13 protein-coding genes, 1 tRNA gene and 1 pseudogene are annotated in these 19318 nt (G+C 69.5%); 10 read left to right on the top strand and 5 right to left on the bottom strand.

The genetic code is table 11. The annotated features are described in order from the left end of the window. Positions 1 to 9 precede the first annotated feature (9 nt). From DEW08_RS08020 to DEW08_RS08010, 3 genes are all read right to left on the bottom strand, one after another. Positions 10 to 1008, bottom strand: coding sequence for a KpsF/GutQ family sugar-phosphate isomerase (locus DEW08_RS08020; protein ID WP_168220393.1), 999 nt, complete (start codon positions 1006 to 1008; stop codon positions 10 to 12). 289 nt (positions 1009 to 1297) lie between these two features. Next, complete coding sequence (locus tag DEW08_RS08015) at positions 1298 to 1924, bottom strand: ribonuclease D (protein WP_109326035.1); 627 nt, start codon at positions 1922 to 1924, stop codon at positions 1298 to 1300. A gap of 115 nt (positions 1925 to 2039) precedes the next feature. Beyond that, positions 2040 to 2126, bottom strand: a tRNA-Leu gene (locus DEW08_RS08010). Between the two features lie 281 nt (positions 2127 to 2407). Here DEW08_RS08010 and DEW08_RS08005 point away from each other — a divergent pair. Together DEW08_RS08005 and DEW08_RS08000 are read left to right on the top strand one after the other, a co-directional pair. Next, the gene (locus DEW08_RS08005; RefSeq protein WP_109326034.1) at positions 2408 to 3406 is read left to right on the top strand and encodes a complex I NDUFA9 subunit family protein; all 999 of its coding nucleotides are present in this window, start codon (positions 2408 to 2410) and stop codon (positions 3404 to 3406) included. A gap of 209 nt (positions 3407 to 3615) precedes the next feature. Further along, on the top strand, positions 3616 to 4818 hold the full coding sequence (locus DEW08_RS08000; protein WP_245986480.1) for an MFS transporter: 1203 nt from the start codon (positions 3616 to 3618) through the stop codon (positions 4816 to 4818). Positions 4819 to 4830: 12 nt separating this feature from the next. On the opposite strand, the gene DEW08_RS07995 is transcribed toward DEW08_RS08000, so the two are convergent. Next, positions 4831 to 5631, bottom strand: a complete 801-nt coding sequence (locus tag DEW08_RS07995) for an undecaprenyl-diphosphate phosphatase (protein ID WP_109326033.1) — start codon at positions 5629 to 5631, stop codon at positions 4831 to 4833. A 407-nt stretch (positions 5632 to 6038) separates the two neighbouring features. On the opposite strand from DEW08_RS07995, the gene DEW08_RS07990 reads away from it, so the two are divergent. The 5 genes and pseudogenes from DEW08_RS07990 (at position 6039) to DEW08_RS07970 (ending at position 14223) form a co-directional block, all read left to right on the top strand. Further along, positions 6039 to 7499 carry an NAD(P)-dependent oxidoreductase gene (locus DEW08_RS07990; protein WP_109326032.1) on the top strand — a complete coding sequence of 487 codons (1461 nt, stop codon included), beginning with the start codon at positions 6039 to 6041 and terminating at the stop codon, positions 7497 to 7499. A 129-nt stretch (positions 7500 to 7628) separates the two neighbouring features. Continuing rightward, positions 7629 to 12175: pseudogene (gene gltB, locus DEW08_RS07985) on the top strand (glutamate synthase large subunit). A 242-nt stretch (positions 12176 to 12417) separates the two neighbouring features. Then, entirely contained in the window at positions 12418 to 12882 is a 465-nt protein-coding gene (locus DEW08_RS07980; protein WP_109326031.1) for a GNAT family N-acetyltransferase, read from the top strand. Positions 12883 to 12955: 73 nt separating this feature from the next. Beyond that, on the top strand, positions 12956 to 13624 hold the full coding sequence (locus DEW08_RS07975; RefSeq protein WP_109326030.1) for a glutathione S-transferase family protein: 669 nt from the start codon (positions 12956 to 12958) through the stop codon (positions 13622 to 13624). A 185-nt stretch (positions 13625 to 13809) separates the two neighbouring features. Continuing rightward, positions 13810 to 14223: a hypothetical protein gene (locus DEW08_RS07970; RefSeq protein WP_109326029.1), complete on the top strand. Its 414-nt coding sequence runs from the start codon at positions 13810 to 13812 to the stop codon at positions 14221 to 14223. A gap of 65 nt (positions 14224 to 14288) precedes the next feature. Here the strand turns inward: DEW08_RS07970 and DEW08_RS07965 are convergent, their stop codons facing one another. Further along, entirely contained in the window at positions 14289 to 15137 is an 849-nt protein-coding gene (locus DEW08_RS07965) for a tetratricopeptide repeat protein (protein ID WP_181449437.1), read from the bottom strand. Between the two features lie 85 nt (positions 15138 to 15222). On the opposite strand from DEW08_RS07965, the gene DEW08_RS07960 reads away from it, so the two are divergent. From DEW08_RS07960 to dnaN, 3 genes are all read left to right on the top strand, one after another. Beyond that, a complete protein-coding gene (locus DEW08_RS07960) occupies positions 15223 to 16116 on the top strand; it encodes an SDR family oxidoreductase (protein WP_109326027.1) in 894 nt (297 codons plus the stop codon). A 179-nt stretch (positions 16117 to 16295) separates the two neighbouring features. Next, a complete protein-coding gene (locus DEW08_RS07955; RefSeq protein ID WP_245986477.1) occupies positions 16296 to 17981 on the top strand; it encodes a hypothetical protein in 1686 nt (561 codons plus the stop codon). Between the two features lie 156 nt (positions 17982 to 18137). Continuing rightward, a complete protein-coding gene (dnaN, locus tag DEW08_RS07950) occupies positions 18138 to 19271 on the top strand; it encodes a DNA polymerase III subunit beta (RefSeq protein ID WP_109326017.1) in 1134 nt (377 codons plus the stop codon). Positions 19272 to 19318: the final 47 nt, after the last annotated feature.

Genomic DNA, 19318 nt, shown 5'->3' with positions numbered 1-19318 from the left:
CTGTTCCGGTCAGGCGACGCCGGCGCGCAGGCAGTCGTGGATGTGCACGATGCCCAGCGGCCGGCGGTCGGCCTCGATCACGAACAGGGTGGTGATCTGCTTGTCGTTCATCTCCCGCAGCGCCTCGACGGCCAGCGCCTTGGGGCGGATCGTCTTGGGGCGCGGCGACATGATGCTGTCCGCCCGCTCCGCCAGCAGTTCCGGCTTCAGGTGGCGGCGCAGGTCGCCGTCGGTGATGATCCCGGCGAGCGTCCCGTCCCCGTCCAGCACGCCGACGCAGCCCAGCCTCTTCGCGGTCATCTCGAAGATGACGTCGGACAGCGGCGTTTCCAAGCGGCAGAGCGGCAGATCCCCGCCCTTGTGCATCAGGTCGGAGACCTTCAGCAGGGCGCTGCCGAGCTGCCCGCCGGGGTGGAACTCGCGGAAGTCGGCGGCGGAGAAGCCGCGCCGCTCCAGCATCGCCACCGCGAGCGCGTCGCCGAGCGCCAGCATCATCGTGGTGGAGGTGGTCGGCGCCAGGCCCAGCGGGCAGGCCTCGGGCACCGGCGGCAGGATCAGCGCCACGTCCGACTGCTCGGCCAGCGAGGAGCCGGCCCGGCGGGTGACGCCGATCAGGGGAATGCCGAAGCGGCGGGTGTAGGCGATGACGTCGGACAGCTCCTTCGTCTCGCCGGAATTGGACAGGGCCACCACCGCGTCGATCCGGGCGATCATGCCGAGGTCGCCGTGGCTGGCCTCGCCCGGATGGACGAAGAAGGCCGGCGTGCCGGTGGAGGCGAGCGTCGCGGCGATCTTGCGCGCGACATGGCCCGACTTGCCCATGCCGGTGACGACGACGCGGCCGGAGATCCCGGCCAGCGTGTCCACCGCGCGGATGAAGGCGCCGTCCAGGCTGGCCGCCAGTTCGGTCAGCGCCTCGGCCTCCAGCCGCAGCACGCGGGTGGCGCTGGCGAGGTCGCGATCCTCGACGGCGGTGGCGAGCGTCTCTTCCGACGCCGCACCGGACAGACGGACGGACGGGTTGTCGATCAAGCTGGTCAAGGCTGCAACTGCCCTTTGAAGAGGTCTTGCCAAAGCATCATGGCCGGCGGCCGGCGCCACCCGGGGCCATCCCGGCGCGCCATCCCGGGGACCGGCAGTCGGCCGGCCCCGCGGCGCCTTCGGCCGGGGCGTCGCGGCGGCAGTATGCCCACCGGCGCGCCCCGGGTCAAATCAACGCCCGGGCGGGCAGCCTATTCCATCCCCCCGCCGTTCGGGCCCACCGCCTTTTGGGCCCCGCCTTTCGGGGAAGAGGCGGTCAGTGCGCCAGAATGTCCGGCTCGTCCCAGCCGCCGAGGTCGAGCGCGCCGCGCGCCGGCAGGAAGTCGAAGCAGGCCTTGGCGAGGTGGGTGCGCCCCTCGCGCGCCAGCATGACGTCCAGCTTCGCCTTCAGGTCGTGCAGGTGCAGCACGTCGGAGGCGGCATACTTCATCTGGTCGGGGGTCAGCTCGTCGGCGCCCCAGTCGGAGGACTGCTGCTGCTTGGACAGTTCCACCCCCAGCAGGTCCTTCACCAGGTCCTTCAGCCCGTGCTTGTCGGTGAAGGTGCGCACCAGCTTGGACGCCACCTTGGTGCAGTAGACCGGCTGGCAGACGATGCCGAGATAGGCCTGCAGGATCGCCACGTCGAAGCGGGCGAAGTGGAACAGCTTCGTCACGCCGGGATCGGTCAGCAGGCGCTTCAGGTTCGGGGCGTCGTACCGGCCCTTGCGGAACTGCACGAGATGGACCGTGCCGTCGCCGGGCGAGAGCTGCACCAGGCACAGCCGGTCGCGGTGGGGGTTCAGCCCCATCGTCTCGGTGTCGATGGCGATGGCGTTGTCACGGGCCAGGGCGGCGAGATCGAGGCCGTCCGGCAGGTCACCGTCGTGAAGGTCGATGGGCATGGTCGCGTCCCGCAAGGGTTAGGCCCCCGGCCGCGGACCCCAGAAACGACGAACGCCGCTCTGCTTCCCTTGCCCCCGAGGGGGATCGAAGCATGCGGCGCAGCCGGGTAGAAAATGGTGCCCAGGAGAAGACTCGAACTTCCACGACATTTCTGCCACAGGTACCTGAAACCTGCGCGTCTACCAATTCCGCCACCTGGGCTCGGTGTGGGCCGCTTATGTAGCCGGCTGGCGGGAGGGCGTCAACAGGTTTTTTTGATCTTTTTCCGCCGCCCCCTATCTTTTTTCCCCGGGCCGCCCGGGCGGCCCTTCCGCGGCGCGCCCCATCGCCACACCCGCGGGACATCTGCGGCGAGGTCTAGCGGGACAGGGGCGGTTTCTATATAAGCATCCGCCGAACCGGTGGCGCGGGACGCGCCGGAGATGTCCGGGACGGCGCCTGCGGGGCGGCGTTGGTTGGCCAGACGGCACGGGAGAAGGTCGATGTCCTATCGCACTCAGGTTATCACGGTGTTCGGCGGTGTCGGGTTCATCGGACGCCACCTCATCCGGCGTCTGGCCAAGTCCGGCGCCGTCATCCGCGTCGCCACCCGCAACCCCGGCAAGGTGTCGTTCCTCAAGACGTCCGGCTCGGTCGGCCAGATCGTGCCCTTCGCCACCGACGTCACCAAGGACGAGTCGGTCGCCCGCGCCGTGCAGGGGGCGGACATCGTCATCAACCTGATCGGCGTGCTCTACGAGCGGGGTTCCCAGACCTTCCAGTCCTGCCACGTCGACGCCGCCGGCCGCATCGCCCGCCTGGCCGCCGCCGCGGGTGCGGCGCGGATGGTCCATGTCTCGGCGATCGGCGCCGACGCCAACTCGCCCTCCGCCTACGCCCGGTCGAAGGCCGCGGGGGAGAAGGCGGTGCTCGCCGCCTTCCCCGGCGCCACCATCCTGCGCCCCAGCATCGTCTTCGGGCCGGAGGACCAGTTCTTCAACCGCTTCGCCGCCATGGCGCAGATCGCCCCGGCGCTGCCGCTGATCGGCGGCGGCAAGACCCGCTTCCAGCCGGTCTATGTCGGCGACGTCGCCGACGCCATCGTCGCGGCGCTGGAGCTGGACGGCGTGCAGGGCCACACCTACGAGCTGGGCGGTCCGCGCACCTACAGCTTCCGCGAGCTGATGGAGCTGACGCTGAGCACGGTGCGCCGCAGGCGCTTCCTGGTCCCGGTCCCCTGGAACCTCGCCGGGACGCTGGGCGGCCTGCTGGAGAAGGTGCCGCTGCTCGCCCCGGCGCTGACCCGCGACCAGGTGGAGCTGATGAAGCGCGACAACGTCGTCTCCCCCACCGCCGCCGGCTTCAAGGAGCTTGGCATCACCGAGCTCGGCACCTGCGAGATCATCCTGCCGACCTACCTGTCCCGCTTCATCGTCGGCGGCCGCTACAATACGCTGACCCGCGACGTCAGCGTCCACGAGAAGTACCCGAGCGCCCGCTGACCCCCTTCCGGCCGTCTCGCGGCCATCCATGACGGAAGCCCCGGCCCCGCGGCCGGGGTTTTTCTTTGCGCCGCCCTGCGTCCGCCGCAGCCCTCTCCCGCGCCGGCTTGATTTCCAGGGGCACCTGCCGCATCTCGCGGTAGTCCACTCGCCGCCGCACCGGCGGGAGAGACAACCAAGAAGCGAGACACTCTGGCGAGGGGAACTCCATGACCAGCGAACAGGCGACCTCGGGACGGGCCGGCTTGCGCCATGGCCGGGACGTCGAGGTGGAGGACGCCCGCTCGGCCCGCTGGGCCACGGTGGCCGCCTTCCTCCTCAACGGGACCGTCTTCGGCGTCTGGGCCACCCAGATCCCGCTGATCAAGGAGTCGCTCGGCCTCAGCGCCGCGGTGCTGGGCGGCGCCCTGCTCTGCCTTGCCGCCGGAGCGCTGACGGCGATGATCGCCAGCGGCCCGCTGCTGGGCCGGATCGGCAGCGCGCCGGTGATCCGGGTCACCGCCCTGCTGTTCTGCGTGCTGCTCCCCCTGCCCGGCCTGATGCCCGACCTGCTGTCGCTCTCCGCCGTGCTGTTCCTGTTCGGCGCCGCCGGCGGCACCATGGACGTGGCGATGAACGCCCACGGCGCGCTGGTGGAGCGGCGGCTCGGCCGGCCGATCATGTCGTCGCTGCACGGGATGTGGAGCCTCGGCGGGCTGGTCGGCGCCGGCCTCGGCGGCCTGCTTCTGCAGGTCCTGCCGCCGGCGGCCCAGGCCGGGCTGATCGCCGGGCTTCTCCTCGTCCTGTTCCTCGCCCTGCAGTCGCGCTTCCTGCCGAGCGCCGCCGACGCGACCGGCCCGTCCGGTTCCGGCCTCGCCCTGCCCGACCGCGGCACGCTGCTGCTCGGCGCCCTGACCTTCCTGTCCTTCATGAGCGAGGGCGCGGTGCTGGACTGGAGCGCCATCTACCTGCGCGACAGCCTTGCCGCGGCCGCCGGCCTGGCCGGGCTCGGCTTCGCCGTCTTCTCCGGCGCCATGGCGACCGGCCGCTTCTGCGGCGACTGGCTGCGGCATCATCTCGGCGGCGTGACGCTGGTGCGGATCGGCTCGGTCCTGGCGGCGGCCGGCCTGGCGCTCACCCTGCTGGGCGGCGGCCCCGTGACGGCGATCATCGGCTTCGGATTGACCGGTCTGGGACTGTCGAACGTCGTCCCGGTGCTGTTCAGCGCCGCCGGCGCGGCGGAGGACGGCTCGGCCTCGCGCGCCATCGCGGCGGTGGCGACGCTGGGCTACGCCGGCGTGCTGGCCGGCCCCGCCCTGTTCGGCTTCGTGGCCGAGGCCAGCAGCGTCGGCACCGCCTTCGCGATGATCGCCGCCTTCGCGGTCATCATCGCCCTGGCCTCGGGCCGGGCGGTGCCGCGGCCACGAGGCTGAGGGGCCGTCCCCTTACAGATAGAGGAACGCCAGCATGCCCGTGCCGATGGCGATGCGGTACCAGCCGAAGGGCGCGAAGCCGTAGCGGCCGACGAAATCCACCAGCGTCTTGACCACCAGCGCCGCCGCGACGAAGGCGGTGACGAAGCCGACCGCGATCAGCGCGCTCGAATCGAGCGTCATGACGCTCCAGTTCTTGTAGAGGTCGTAGACGGTGGCGCCGGCCATGGTCGGGATGGCCAGGAAGAAGGAGAACTCCGCCGCCGTCCGCCGGTCCACCCCCATCAGCAGCGACCCGAGGATGGTGGCGCCCGACCGCGACACGCCCGGCACCAGCGCCAGGCACTGGCACAGGCCGATCTTCAGCGCCAGCGGCGCCGGGAACCGCTCGATCTGGTGGTAGCGCGGGTCGGGCAGGAAGCGCTCCAGCACCAGGATCGCGATGCCGCCGAGGATGAGCGCCACGCTGACCACCGTCGGGTTGAACAGCACGCTCTTGATGACGCCGTGCAGCCCGGCGCCCAGGATCATGGCCGGCAGGAAGGCCAGCAGCACGGCCGTGGCGAAGCGCTGCGCGCCGGGATCGTCCTTCAGTCCCGTCACCACCCGCCACAGGCGGGCGAAATAGACCGTGCAGATCGCGAGGATGGCGCCAAGCTGGATCACCACCTCGAACACCTTGCCCGGCGGGCCCTGGAAGCCCAGCAGCTCGTCCAGGATGATCAGATGGCCGGTGGAGGACACCGGCAGGAATTCCGTCAGCCCTTCGATCAGGCCGAGCAGGATCGCGTCGAGATATTGGTCGATGAACATGCGGCGCTTGGCCCCTGGCAGGTTTGGAGCATGCCCCGGTAGATAGGGTCGGGCGGCCGGCTCTGCAGCGGGGCACGCCGGGGCTTATAGCAGGCTGCCCCGTCCGTGGCGACGACGACGCTTCGGTACCTCGAAATTCGCGATAGGTCCGTTATGGGACTAATTTTCTTTCGTCATTTTAAAACTGCGACTGGTTCTCAACTGACGATTCGGAGCGCCCCGCAAAAAAGGACAGTACGCGTTACCTATCGGCGATTTTTTGCTCGCGCAGCTTTTGCGCATGCGTTATATGACGCTCGTCCACTGCGTGCGTGGACGTTCGTTTTCATCGGGGCCGGGCCGCGGAACTGACCGGGCCGGCACGCATCGCTCCCCGCACCGGGGACCGCGCAGAAGGAGCAGGGGTCATGGCGAACCAGAGGATGTTGGGCTTCGTGCACACCGCGCAGCGGATGCCCGACAAGCGCCCGGCTGCGGAACGCCGCCAGGATTTCGCCGAGATCTACGCCCGCTTCTCCGACGAGCGCGCCAACGAGCAGGCCAACCGCTGCTCGCAGTGCGGCGTTCCCTTCTGCCAGGTCCATTGCCCGGTTTCGAACAACATCCCCGACTGGCTGAAGCTGACGTCGGAAGGGCGGCTGGAAGAGGCCTACGAGGTCAGCCAGGCCACCAACAACTTCCCGGAAATCTGCGGTCGCATCTGCCCGCAGGACCGGCTGTGCGAGGGCAACTGCGTCATCGAGCAGTCGACCCACGGCGCGGTCACCATCGGATCGGTCGAGAAGTACATCAACGACACCGCCTGGGATAACGGCTGGGTCAAGCCGCGCAAGCCCTCGCACGAGCTCGGCCTGTCGGTCGGCATCATCGGCGCCGGCCCGGCGGGCCTCGCCGCGGCGGAGGAACTGCGCGCCAAGGGCTACGCCGTCCATGTCTACGACCGCTACGACCGCATGGGCGGTCTGCTGGTCTACGGCATTCCCGGCTTCAAGCTGGAGAAGACGGTCGTCGAGCGCCGCGTGAAGCTGCTGGCCGACGCCGGCGTGGTCTTCCATCCGAACTTCGAGGTCGGACGCGACGCCACCATGGCCGACCTGCGCGCCAAGCATGTCGCCGTGCTGGTCGCCACCGGCGTCTACAAGGCGCGCGACATCCAGGGGCCGGGCAGCGGCCTGAAGAACATCGTGCCGGCGCTGGAATACCTCACCACCTCCAACAGGGTCGGGCTCGGCGACACGGTCGCGGCCTATGACGACGGCTCGCTGAACGCCGCCGGCAAGAAGGTGGTGGTTCTCGGCGGCGGCGACACCGCCATGGACTGCGTGCGCACCGCCATCCGCCAGGGGGCGACCTCGGTCAAGTGCCTCTACCGCCGCGACCGCAAGAACATGCCGGGCTCGCAGCGCGAGGTGGCGCATGCCGAGGAGGAGGGCGTCGAGTTCGTCTGGCAGGTGGCGCCCGAAGGCTTCACCGGTGAGACGCGCGGGGGTGCCGAGGTGGTGACCGGCGTGCGCGCCGTGCGCATCCATCTGGGCGTCGCCGACGCGACCGGCCGCCAGACCCCGCAGGTGATCGAGGGCTCCGAATACACCGAGCCGGCCGATCTGGTGATCAAGGCGCTCGGCTTCGAGCCGGAGGATCTGCCGGAGATGTTCGGCGAACCGGACCTGAAGGTGACCCGCTGGGGCACCCTGCTGGTCGACCACCGCACCAAGATGACCAGCCTGGACGGCGTCTTCGCCGCCGGCGACATCGTGCGCGGCGCCAGCCTGGTGGTGTGGGCCATCCGCGACGGCCGCGACGCGGCGGACGCGATGCACGCCTACGCCCGGGCGAAGGCGGAGACGCTGGCGGTCGCGGCCGAGTAGGGCCGCCGCCGTTTCGAAGGTCCCGGGGCCGGATGCGCCCCGGGGATCGCGGGTTCCGGAGGCCGGATGCCTCCGGCGGAAGGCGGGGGTGACGCCCCCGCAGCTACATTCGACTGAAAGGGTCCACCGATGACCACCGAGATGAACCAGGGTGAGCAGTTCGTCGCCGAGTACCGTGCCAACGCCGCGGCGCTGACCACTGCCAACGCCTACAATCCGGAGGATGAGCACGATGCCTGCGGCGTCGGCTTCATCGCCGCGATCGACGGCAAGCCCCGACGTTCGGTGGTCGAGAAAGGCATCGAGGCGCTGAAGGCCGTCTGGCACCGCGGTGCCGTGGACGCCGACGGCAAGACCGGCGACGGTGCCGGCATCCACGTCGCGGTGCCGCAGAAGTTCTTCAAGGACCACGTCAAGGTCATCGGCCACCGCGCGCCGGACAACAAGCTGGCGGTCGGCCAGGTCTTCCTGCCGCGCATCAGCCTCGACGCGCAGGAGGCCTGCCGCTGCATCGTCGAGACCGAGATCCTGTCCTTCGGCTACTACATCTATGGCTGGCGCCAGGTGCCGATCAACGTCGACATCATCGGCGAGAAGGCCAACGCCACCCGGCCGGAGATCGAGCAGATCATCGTCGGCAACAGCAAGGGCGTGTCCGACGAACAGTTCGAGCTCGACCTCTACATCATCCGCCGCCGCATCGAGAAGGCGGTGAAGGCCGAGCAGATCAACGACTTCTACATCTGCTCGCTGTCCGCCCGCTCGATCATCTACAAGGGCATGTTCCTGGCGGAACAGCTCACCACCTTCTATCCCGATCTGCTCGACGAGCGGTTCGAGTCCGACTTCGCCATCTACCACCAGCGCTATTCGACCAACACCTTCCCGACCTGGCCGCTGGCCCAGCCCTTCCGCATGCTCGCCCACAACGGCGAGATCAACACGCTGAAGGGCAACGTCAACTGGATGAAGGCGCACGAGACCCGGATGGAGCATCCGGTGTTCGGCAGCCACATGGCGGACCTGAAGCCGGTGATCGGCGTCGGCCTCTCCGACTCGGGCGCCCTCGACACGGTGTTCGAGGTGATGGTGCGCGCCGGCCGCTCGGCCCCGATGGTCAAGATGATGCTGGTGCCGCAGGCGCTGACCAGCTCGCAGACCACGCCCGACAACCACAAGGCGCTGATCCAGTACTGCAACTCCGTCATGGAGCCGTGGGACGGCCCCGCGGCGCTCGCCATGACCGACGGCCGCTGGGTCGTCGGCGGCATGGACCGCAACGGCCTGCGCCCGATGCGCTACACCATCACCACCGACGGGCTGATCATCGCCGGCTCGGAGACCGGCATGGTGAAGATCGACGAGAGCCAGGTGGTCGAGAAGGGCCGCCTCGGCCCGGGGGAGATGATCGCCGTCGACCTGCAGGAAGGCCGCCTGTTCCATGACCGCGAACTGAAGGACCACCTCGCCGCCCAGAAGCCCTGGGGCAAGTGGGTGAGGAACACCACCCACCTCGACGAGCTGGTCAAGACCGCCTCGCTGAAGGGCGAGCCGTCGGAGATGGAGAAGGCGGAGCTGCGCCGCCGCCAGATGGCCTTCGGCATCACCATGGAGGACATGGAGCTGATCCTCCATCCGATGGTGGAGGACGGCAAGGAGGCCATCGGCTCGATGGGCGACGACAGCCCCATCGCCGTGCTGTCGGACAAGTACCGCGGCCTGCACCACTTCTTCCGCCAGAACTTCTCCCAGGTCACCAACCCGCCGATCGACTCCCTGCGCGAGCGCCGGGTGATGAGCCTGAAGACGCGGCTGGGCAACCTCGGCAACATCCTGGACGAGGACGAGAGCCAGACCCGCCTGCTGCAGCTCGAGTCGCCGGTGCTCACCACCGCCGAGTTCCGCGCGATGCGCGACTATATGGGCGACACGGCGGCGGTGATCGACGCGACCTTCCCGATCGACGGCGGGCACGACGCGCTGCGCGACGCGTTGCGCCGCATCCGCCAGGAGGCCGAGGATGCCGTGCGCGGCGGCGCCAACCACGTCATCCTGACCGACGAGGCGATGGGGCCGAAGCGGGCCGCCATCCCGGCCATTCTGGCGACCGGTGCGGTCCACACCCACCTGATCCGCTCCAACCTGCGCACCTTCACCTCGCTGAACCTGCGGACGGCGGAGGGCCTGGACGTCCACTACTTCGCCGTGCTGATCGGCGTCGGCGCCACCACGGTCAACGCCTATCTGGCGCAGGAGGCCATCGCCGAGCGCCACCGCCGCGGCCTGTTCGGCGCCCTGTCGCTCGAGAAGTGCATGACCAACTTCAAGAAGGCGGTCGACGACGGCCTTCTGAAGATCATGTCCAAGATGGGCATCTCGGTCATCAGCAGCTACCGCGGCGGCGGCAACTTCGAGGCCATCGGCCTCAGCCGCGCGCTGGTCGCCGAGCATTTCCCGGCGATGGTCAGCCGCATCTCCGGCATCGGCCTGAACGGCATCCAGAAGAAGGTGCTGGAGCAGCACGCCGTGGCCTACGACCAGGAGGTCGTGGCGCTGCCGGTCGGCGGCTTCTACCGCTTCCGCAAGTCGGGCGACCGCCACGGCTGGGAGGGCGGGATCATCCACACCCTGCAGCAGGCCGTCACCAACGACAGCTACACCACCTTCAAGAAGTACTCCGAGCAGGTGAACAAGCGGCCGCCGATGCAGCTGCGCGACCTGCTGGAGCTGCGCTCGATGAAGCCGGCCGTTCCGGTGGACGAGGTGGAGAGCATCACCGCCATCCGCAAACGCTTCATCACGCCGGGCATGTCGATGGGCGCCCTGTCGCCGGAGGCGCACGGCACGCTGAACGTCGCGATGAACCGCATCGGCGCCAAGTCCGACTCGGGCGAGGGCGGCGAGGATCCGGCGCGCTTCCGCCCGGACAAGAACGGCGACAACTGGAACTCCGCCATCAAGCAGGTCGCCTCGGGCCGCTTCGGCGTCACCGCCGAGTACCTGAACCAGTGCCGCGAGCTGGAGATCAAGGTCGCCCAGGGCGCCAAGCCCGGCGAGGGCGGCCAGCTTCCCGGCTTCAAGGTGACCGAGCTGATCGCCCGGCTGCGCCACTCCACCCCCGGCGTGATGCTGATCAGCCCGCCGCCGCACCACGACATCTACTCGATCGAGGATCTGGCCCAGCTCATCTATGACCTGAAGCAGATCAATCCGGATGCGAAGGTGACGGTGAAGCTGGTGAGCCGTTCCGGTATCGGAACGATCGCTGCCGGCGTCGCCAAGGCCAATGCCGACGTGATCCTGATCTCCGGCCATTCCGGCGGCACCGGCGCCAGCCCGCAGACCTCGATCAAGTATGCCGGCCTGCCCTGGGAGATGGGCCTGTCGGAGGTGCATCAGGTCCTGACGCTGAACCGCCTGCGCCACCGGGTCCGGCTGCGCACCGACGGCGGCCTGAAGACCGGCCGCGACATCGTCATCGCCGCCATGCTGGCGCGGAGGAGTTCGGCATCGGCACCGCCAGCCTGATCGCCATGGGCTGCATCATGGTGCGCCAGTGCCACTCCAACACCTGCCCGGTCGGCGTGTGCGTGCAGGACGAGGCTCTGCGCAAGAAGTTCGTCGGCACGCCGGAGAAGGTCGTCAACCTCTTCACCTTCCTGGCGGAGGAGGCCCGCGAGATCCTCGCCGGCCTCGGCTTCCGGACGCTGAACGAGGTGATCGGCCGCACCGACCTGCTGCATCAGGTCAGCCGCGGCGCCGAGCATCTCGACGACCTCGACCTCAACCCGCTGCTGGCGCAGGTCGATCCTGGCGAGAACGCGCGCTACTGCACCCTGCAGGGCCGCAACGAGGTGCCGGACACGCTGGACGCCCGCATCGTCGCCGATGCCCGGCCGCTGTTCGAGGAGGGCGAGAAGATGCAGCTCGCCTACAACGCCCGCAACACGCAGCGCGCCATCGGCACGCGGCTGTCCTCGATGGTGACGCGCAAGTTCGGCATGTTCGGACTGCAGCCGGGCCACATCACCGTCCGCCTGCGCGGCACGGCCGGCCAGTCGCTCGGCGCCTTCGCGGTGCAGGGCATCAAGCTGGAGGTGATGGGCGACGCCAACGACTATGTCGGCAAGGGCCTGTCGGGCGGCACCATCGTGGTCCGTCCGCCGACCTCCAGCCCGCTGGAGTCGCACAAGAACACGATCATCGGCAACACGGTCCTCTATGGGGCGACGGCCGGCAAGCTGTTCGCCGCGGGCCAGGCCGGCGAGCGGTTCGCGGTCCGCAACTCCGGCGCCACCGTGGTGGTCGAGGGCTGCGGCTCCAACGGCTGCGAGTACATGACCGGTGGCACGGCGGTCATCCTCGGCCGTGTCGGCGACAATTTCGCGGCCGGAATGACCGGCGGCATGGCCTATGTCTATGACGCGGACGACCAGCTGCCGCTGCACATCAACGAGGAGAGCGTCGTCTACCAGCGCGTCGAGGTGCCGCACTACGAGGCGCAGCTCCGCTCGCTGATCGAAGAGCATGTGGCCGAGACGCAGAGCCGTTTCGCTGCCGAAATCCTCAACGACTGGGAGCGCGAGGTCGCCAAGTTCTGGCAGGTCGTGCCGAAGGAGATGCTGAGCCGTCTGCCTGTCCCGGTCACGCTGCCGCGGGCCATTCCGGCGGAGTAAGGGTCAAGGCGAAGGCCAAGGCGGCGGTCCGGGAAACCGGGCCGCCGCTTGTCTTTGGAGGATCGCCCGCCGACCGGCTTCGGGCCTTCCTCCGCCGGTCCTCTTTAGACCTTCGTCTCAGGGACAAGCGGAACAATTTCGCCACCGGGTGTTTTGCATTAGGCTTCCGCAGGAGTGTCGGCAACTCCCTCCGGCGGCCTCGCCGACGCGGCCGGGAACGACAGGAGACGGGAAGGCAGCGCATGCCGAAGACGGACGGTTTCCGCATCGCGATACGGGCCGCCGTTGCCGGCGACGCGCCGCGTTGCGCCGAGATCTTCCTGAACGGCCGGCGCCGCGCCTTCCCCTGGCAGCCGCCGGACCGTTTCCGGCTCGAAGACTATGACGCCTGCGTCCACGACGAGGAGGTCCTGGTGGCCGAGGTGGAGGGCCGGGTCGTCGGCTTCGTCTCCATCGACCGGCCGGACCGCTTCATCAACGCCCTGTTCATCGACCCCGGCTGGTGCAACCGCGGCATCGGGTCCGCCCTGCTGCGCGAGGCGCTCGGCCGGCTGGAGGGAACGGCCCTGCTCTCCTGCGCGGCGCGCAACGCGGCCGCGCGCGCCTTCTACGAGAACCAGGGCTGGACCCCCGTTCCCCCGCCCGGAACCACCCCGTCCGGGGAGGCGGAGCCCCTGGTCCTCTACCGAATGTCGCGCGCCGGCTAGTCGAAGGAGGCAGGCTCCGCCCCTACGCGTGGGCTGTTTTCGCTTGCTGCGTTGCGCTAAAGTCCCGCCCGCCATGAGGATCCTGTACCACCACCCGCTCCACCCCCTGTGCCGCGTCGCGCGGATCATGCTGGCCGAGAAGGGCATCCCCTTCGAGCCGGTGATCGAGAAGCCATGGGAACGGCGGGTCGAGTTCCTCGCCCTCAACCCGTCGGGCGAGCCGCCGGTGCTGGTCGAGGAGGACGGCACCGTCGTCGCCGGCGGTCTTGCCGTGATGGAGTATCTGGAGGAGGCCTATCCGGACCCGCCGCTGATGCCCCGCGACATCCCCCACCGGGCAGAGGTCCGCCGCATCGCCGACTGGTTCCTCCACAAGTTCGACCGCGAGGTGACGGAGAACCTGGTGGGCGAGAAGCTGATCAAGCGCCTGTCCGGCCAGGGCCATCCTTACGCTCCGGCCATCCGCGCCGGGCTGGCGAACGTGCATTACCATCTCGATTACATCGCCTATCTCGCCGAGCGCCGCCCCTGGCTGGCCGGGCCGGCCCTGACGGTGGCCGACATCGCCGCGGCGGCAGCGCTGTCCTGCCTCGACTATGTCGACAACGTGCCTTGGGACAGCCATCAGGAGGCCCGCGACTGGTACGCCCGCATCAAGTCGCGCCCCAGCTTCCGCGCCATCCTGGCCGACAACATCGCCGGCTGCCCGCCGCCCAGGCATTACGCGGATCTGGATTTCTGACGGCCGCTGCCCCATTCTTGACAGAGGACGCCGGGCCACCATACAACCGTGTGGCGATATCGATTCCGGCTTTCTCTAGGGGGCTCTTCATGGCGACGTCTCCGGCCCGGCCCACCAAACCCGCAACCGCCTCCCAGGGCGGTGCAGGGTCCGGCCGTTCAAGCGGATACGCCTCCAAGGATGCCGTGATCGAGGCGATCACCACGCTCGGCCAGTCCATCGACCGCCGCCTCGTTTCCCTCGAATCCGGCCAGCACTCCCTCCGCGAGGGACAGGTCGCGCTGGAAGGCCGGATGGATCGGCTCGAGGGGCGCATGGACGGCCTCGAAGGCCGCATGGGCCTCCTTGAGGGGCGCATGGACAATCTTGAACAGGGTCAGAAGGCCTTGGAACAGGGACAGAAGGCCCTGGAGCAGGGACAGAAGGCCTTGGAGCAGGGACAGCAGAGCCTTTTCGCAAGTCAAAAGACCCTGCAGGACCGTCAAACCAGTCTTGAGGCGGGCCAGAGGTCCATCGTCCAGGTCATGAACGAGAATCATGCGGAACTGAACCGCAAGATCGAGCAGATCATGACCATCCTGGCGACCAAACTCGCCTGACAGACGATGTACACCCTCCGGGTCCGCTCACCGGACGCGGCACAATCCTGTCCGGCCCATCCATTCTACTGCTGCGGTTTCGCCTGCGGGTCCGCCGGCGCCTTCTGATCGGCGGGCTTGCCCGGCTTCGCCGGCTTCACGGTGCCCGAGGCCTCCAGTTTCGCCAGCCGCTCCAGGTTGGCGGCGGCGGCACGGCCCTGTTCGCTGTCCGGGGCGATTCGCCTCAGCAGGACCCAATCCTCGCGGGCCGCGGTAAAGTCGCCGGACATCGCCTTCACGTTGGCGCGCAGCAGGATCGCCTCGGGATCGCCGGGCTTCAGTTCCAGCGCCCGCGCGATATCGCCGAGGGCCTGACGGCTGTTCATCAGCGCCTTGTGCGCCGAAGCCCGGTAGAGCCAGGCGTCGGCCCGCGACGGATCCTTCACCAGCGCGGCGTCGAGATCGGCGACGGCGTCCCAGTAGCGCTCGGCCTCCGCGCGGGCGAAGGCACGGTCGATCAGCAGGTCGACGTCGCCCGGCTGCCTGGCGAGCGCATCGGTATAGAGCCGCTCCGCCCGCGTCTGGTCGCCGGCCCGCAGCCAGGCCCAGCCGGCCCGCCCGAGGATCGAGGCCGCCGCCTTGGGATCGTCCCTGCCCAGCCGGGGAGCCAGTTCCTCCAGCCGGCTGCCGGCCTCCTTGAAAGCTCCCTGGTGGAACAGCGCCAGGGCCTGGCACAGGCCGGCGAGGTCGCCGCCGCCGGCCTGCTGCCAGCGGGTCGCGGTCTCCATCGCCTCCTCGGGCCGGCTCTCGGCCAGCGCCGCACAGGACGCGATCTGGCTGTTGCGGTTCGTTGCCTGGTCGGCATGGGCTGCCCGGGGCGCGGCGATCAGCAGCGACAGCAGGGCAAGCGTCAGGTAAGCGTTGCTTCGGATCATGGCCGCCCTACACTCCGCCAGGACCGCCCCCGACGCAAGGGCCAGCCGCTGCCGGCCCGGCGTCTCCGCGACCAAGGACCTCGCCATGCCGTCTCCCCGCCTGTTCGTCTTCGGCCCCGGCTACAGCGCCCGCGTCTTCGCCGACCGCCTGCGTGCCGAGGGCTGGCGGATCGCCGCCACCTGCCGGGGCGAGGACAAGCGCGCGGCGCTGGAGGCCGGGGGGATCGAGGCCTTTCCCTTCGACCGCGACCGTCCGCTGGCCGACGCGGCGGCGGCCCTGGAGGGCACCACCCACCTGCTGGTCAGCATCCCGCCCGATGCCAAGGGCGACCCGGTGCTGGACCATCACGCCGCGGATCTGGCGAACCTGCGCACGCTGGACTGGGCCGGCTACCTCTCCACCACCGGGGTCTACGGCGACACCAAGGGGGAATGGGTGAGCGAGGCGGCCTGGCTGCGCCCGACCGGCGAGCGGCAGAAACGCCGGGTGGAGGCCGAGCGCGGCTGGCTGTCGCTCTACCGCCAGTACGGCGTGCCGATGCACCTGTTCCGGCTGGCCGGCATCTACGGACCCGGCCGCAGCGCCCTCGACTCGGTGCGCGACGGCACCGCCCGGCGGGTGGACAAGCCGGGACAGGTCTTCTGCCGCATCCATGTCGAGGACATCGCGACGGTGCTGCGCGCCTCGGTGGCGCGGCCCTCGCCGGGCTCCGTCTACAACGTCGCCGACGACCTGCCCTGCCCGTCGCACGAGGTGGTGACCTATGCCTGCGAGCTTCTGGGCGTCGAACCGCCCCCCATGGTCCCCTTCGAGAAGGCGGAGATGTCGCCGATGGCCGCCAGCTTCTACGCCGACTCGCGCCGGGTGAGGAACGACCGGATCAAGCGCCAGCTCGGCGTCACCCTCGCCTACCCGGACTATCGCGCCGGGCTGCGCGCCCAGCTCGCGGCCGAACGGGATGGGCCGCCCACAGCTTGACCGGCCGACGCCCGTCTTTCGAATAGCCGAACAAGGAAATACTTCGATACCGAAGGATAGTCATATCCGGATAGTTGTACCAACCGCGCCGGACACTCTCTGCTCTGGCAAAGGATATTTAATAATCTCTTCCGATCATGTTTCTATCGACCACCGCTGTCTTGCGAGGTTGTGGGGGCATGAACGGCACGTCATTCCCGGCCGGCGACGGTGCGGCGGCAAGCCAGGACCGGCAGGCCTTCCGCCGCCAGATGGATGAAGTCGTCGCGCGCATCCCGATGCATGCCATCCGGTCGGTGCTGGAGGCGGTGGACGGCGCCGCCGCCCCGAACGGCGAGCGGGCCCGGCACCTGCGCGACGCCCTGGTGGATCATTTCAACCGGCTGCGCCCGATGAAGGCGCGCCGCCTCTTCACCGGCCTGTTCGAGCCCTTCCTGGTCGACGACCATGTCCTGTTCCGCGCGCCGGAGGTGGTGCCGGCCCTGATCCAGCGGGTGGACATGGGCGGTGTCTGGGCGGCGCTGACGCAGTACGCCTTCCCCGGCCTCGCCGCCGAGGTGCAGAGCAGTCTGGACGAGATGGCGCGGGAGGAGATGCTGGACGCCGTGCTCGCCAGCCCCGCGGCGCTGGAGATGCGCGAGCGGATGCGGCGGGAGGCGGTGGACTTCCTGCTGCGGCTCGCCGCCGACCGCGGCGCCACCGACCGATTCCTGACCCTCGCGAACGAGGAGGCGCTGCACGATGCCCGGCTGCGCACCCTCTATCTCGGCCGCAAGGCGCCGATCGACGGCGAACTGCTGGGCTTCATCCGGACGGTGCTGGAACACAACGCGGTGCTGCTGCCGCTGTTCGACCGCATGCGGCGGGAGATGGCGGAGATCCGCCAGGGCTCCCTCCCCTCCGCCGCCGAGGTGGACTGCCAGTCGGCGCTGATGGTCGGCTTCGTCCGGCGCATCCGCGACCTCGGCCTGCCCTTCCGCGACCAGTCCCAGCCGCTGGCGTGGTTCGCCCCGCTCTACGGCCTGAACGTCGGCCGGCGCTACGACGTGTTCCTGCGCCATGTGCGCGAGCATGGCGGCCCGGCGCTGCGCGAGTCGCACCCGCTGCTGCGCGCCCTGCTCGGCCATTTCCACGGGGCGACCGCCACCATCCTGGATGTGGTCGAGGGCATGTTCGGCGACATGGACATCCGCCACGGCGGCGTCCTGCTGGTGAACGGCGCCACCCGCGCCCTGCTGGCCGAGGCGGTCGACCGGTTCGAGCAGTCGCTGACCGCGCTGACCGGCACCGGCTTCCTGGCGAACCGCTCCACCGGGCCGGCCATCCGCGCCCAGCTCGCCGAGGTTGGTCGCGCCCTGACGGGGACGGTGATGCCGGCGCTGGCCGCGCGCATGCAGGCGGCGATGGTCGCCCGCCACACCCCGGTGCCCGACCACGACGACGTCGTCTGGCTGCTGGAGCTGGTATGGCGCTGGGGCCGGTATCTCGGCAATGCCGGCTACGCCAACCCGGAGCTGAAGTCGCTGCGCCTCTTCGCCGTCGAGACCGGGCGCGTCGCCTTCGTCCAGGCGATGAAGACCGAAGAGCACGAGAAGCCGCACCACCGCATGGCCCACCTGCTGCGCATCCGCCGGCTGATGGCGGCCATCGGCGAGAGCGTCGATGCCTGGATCAGCCCGGTCAGCCAGGGGCTGCACCGCGTGGTGCACGCCTATCTCGACCAGGTGCCGGCCATCGCCGAGGAGGAATGGGCGGTGATCGACGCCTTCGTCGCCGCCATCCGCCGCGAGCTCGCCCGCTCCCGCCACTGGCAGAGCACCGACCTCGTGGCGACCCTGCGGCTGCACGAGACTCGGGCACGCTGACCGCCCCGCAAAGCGCAGGCCGGGCCGCAGGAATTTGGTTCGGCAAAATCATCCTTGTGGTATCATGCGCGCCCGCTCAGGGCCGCCGGACCGGCCGGGAGCGGCTGCGAATCGGAAAACCACCCGCCCGCAACGACCTGCCGAGACGACGACAGCATGAACATCACCATCGAACGCGCCGCCCTTCTCCGGTCCCTGGGTCACGTGCAGAGCGTCGTGGAACGGCGGAACACCATTCCGATCCTGTCGAACGTCCTGCTGCGGGCGAGCGATGGCGAGCTGTCGCTGGCCGCCACCGACATGGACCTGGAGATCGTCGAGACGGTGCCCGCCTCGGTGGCCCGCGCCGGCGGCACCACCGCCCCGGCCCATACCCTCTACGACATCGTCCGCAAGCTGCCCGACGGCAGCCAGGTGGAGCTGGACATCGGCGGCGACGGCTCGATCCTGACGCTGCGCTCCGGCCGCTCGCAGTTCAAGCTGTCCTGCCTGCCGGTGGACGACTTCCCGCAGCTTTCCGGCGGCGACCTCAAGCACCGGTTCGAGCTGGCGGCGTCGGACCTGCGGACGCTGATCGACCGCACCCGCTTCGCCATCTCCACCGAGGAGACGCGCTACTACCTCAACGGCATCTACGTGCACGCCGCCCAGGCCAAGGTCGGCGGCGGGGCGGAGCTGCCGGTGCTGCGCGCCGTCGCCACCGACGGCCACCGCCTGGCGCGGGTCGAGATGCCGCTGCCGGACGGCGCCGCCAGCATCCCGGGCGTCATCGTCCCGCGCAAGACGGTGGGCGAGATCCGCAAGCTGATCGACGAGGCGGCCGACCGCATCGAGATCTCGCTGTCCGACAACAAGATCCGCTTCGGCTTCGACTCCGTCGTCGTCACCTCCAAGCTGATCGACGGCACCTTCCCCGATTACGAGCGGGTGATTCCGGTCGGCAACGACAAGGTGATGGAGGTGGACGCCAAGTTGTTCGCCGCCGCCGTCGACCGCGTCGCCACGATTTCGACGGAAAAGAGCCGGGCCGTGAAGCTGTCGCTGACGCGCGGCACCTTGACCCTGTCCGCCACCAGCCCCGAATCCGGCAGCGCCACGGAGGAGCTGGAGGTGAATTACCAGGAAGGCCCCCTGGAAATCGGCTTCAACTCTCGCTATCTCCTCGACATCACGCAGCAGATCGAGGGCGAGGGCGCCCGCTTCACGATGGCGGACGCGGCGTCCCCGACCATCATCCGCGATGTCGCCGACGCAGCCGCCCTCTACGTCCTGATGCCGATGCGCGTGTGAGGAGGCCGGGAGCCCGCCGGCTCCCGGTTGAGGCGCGGGGGACCGTC

Source organism: Azospirillum thermophilum (assembly GCF_003130795.1).
GTDB lineage: Bacteria > Pseudomonadota > Alphaproteobacteria > Azospirillales > Azospirillaceae > Azospirillum > Azospirillum thermophilum.
Note: the sequence above shows the minus strand (reverse complement) of the source record. Positions and strands in the feature narration are given on the sequence as shown.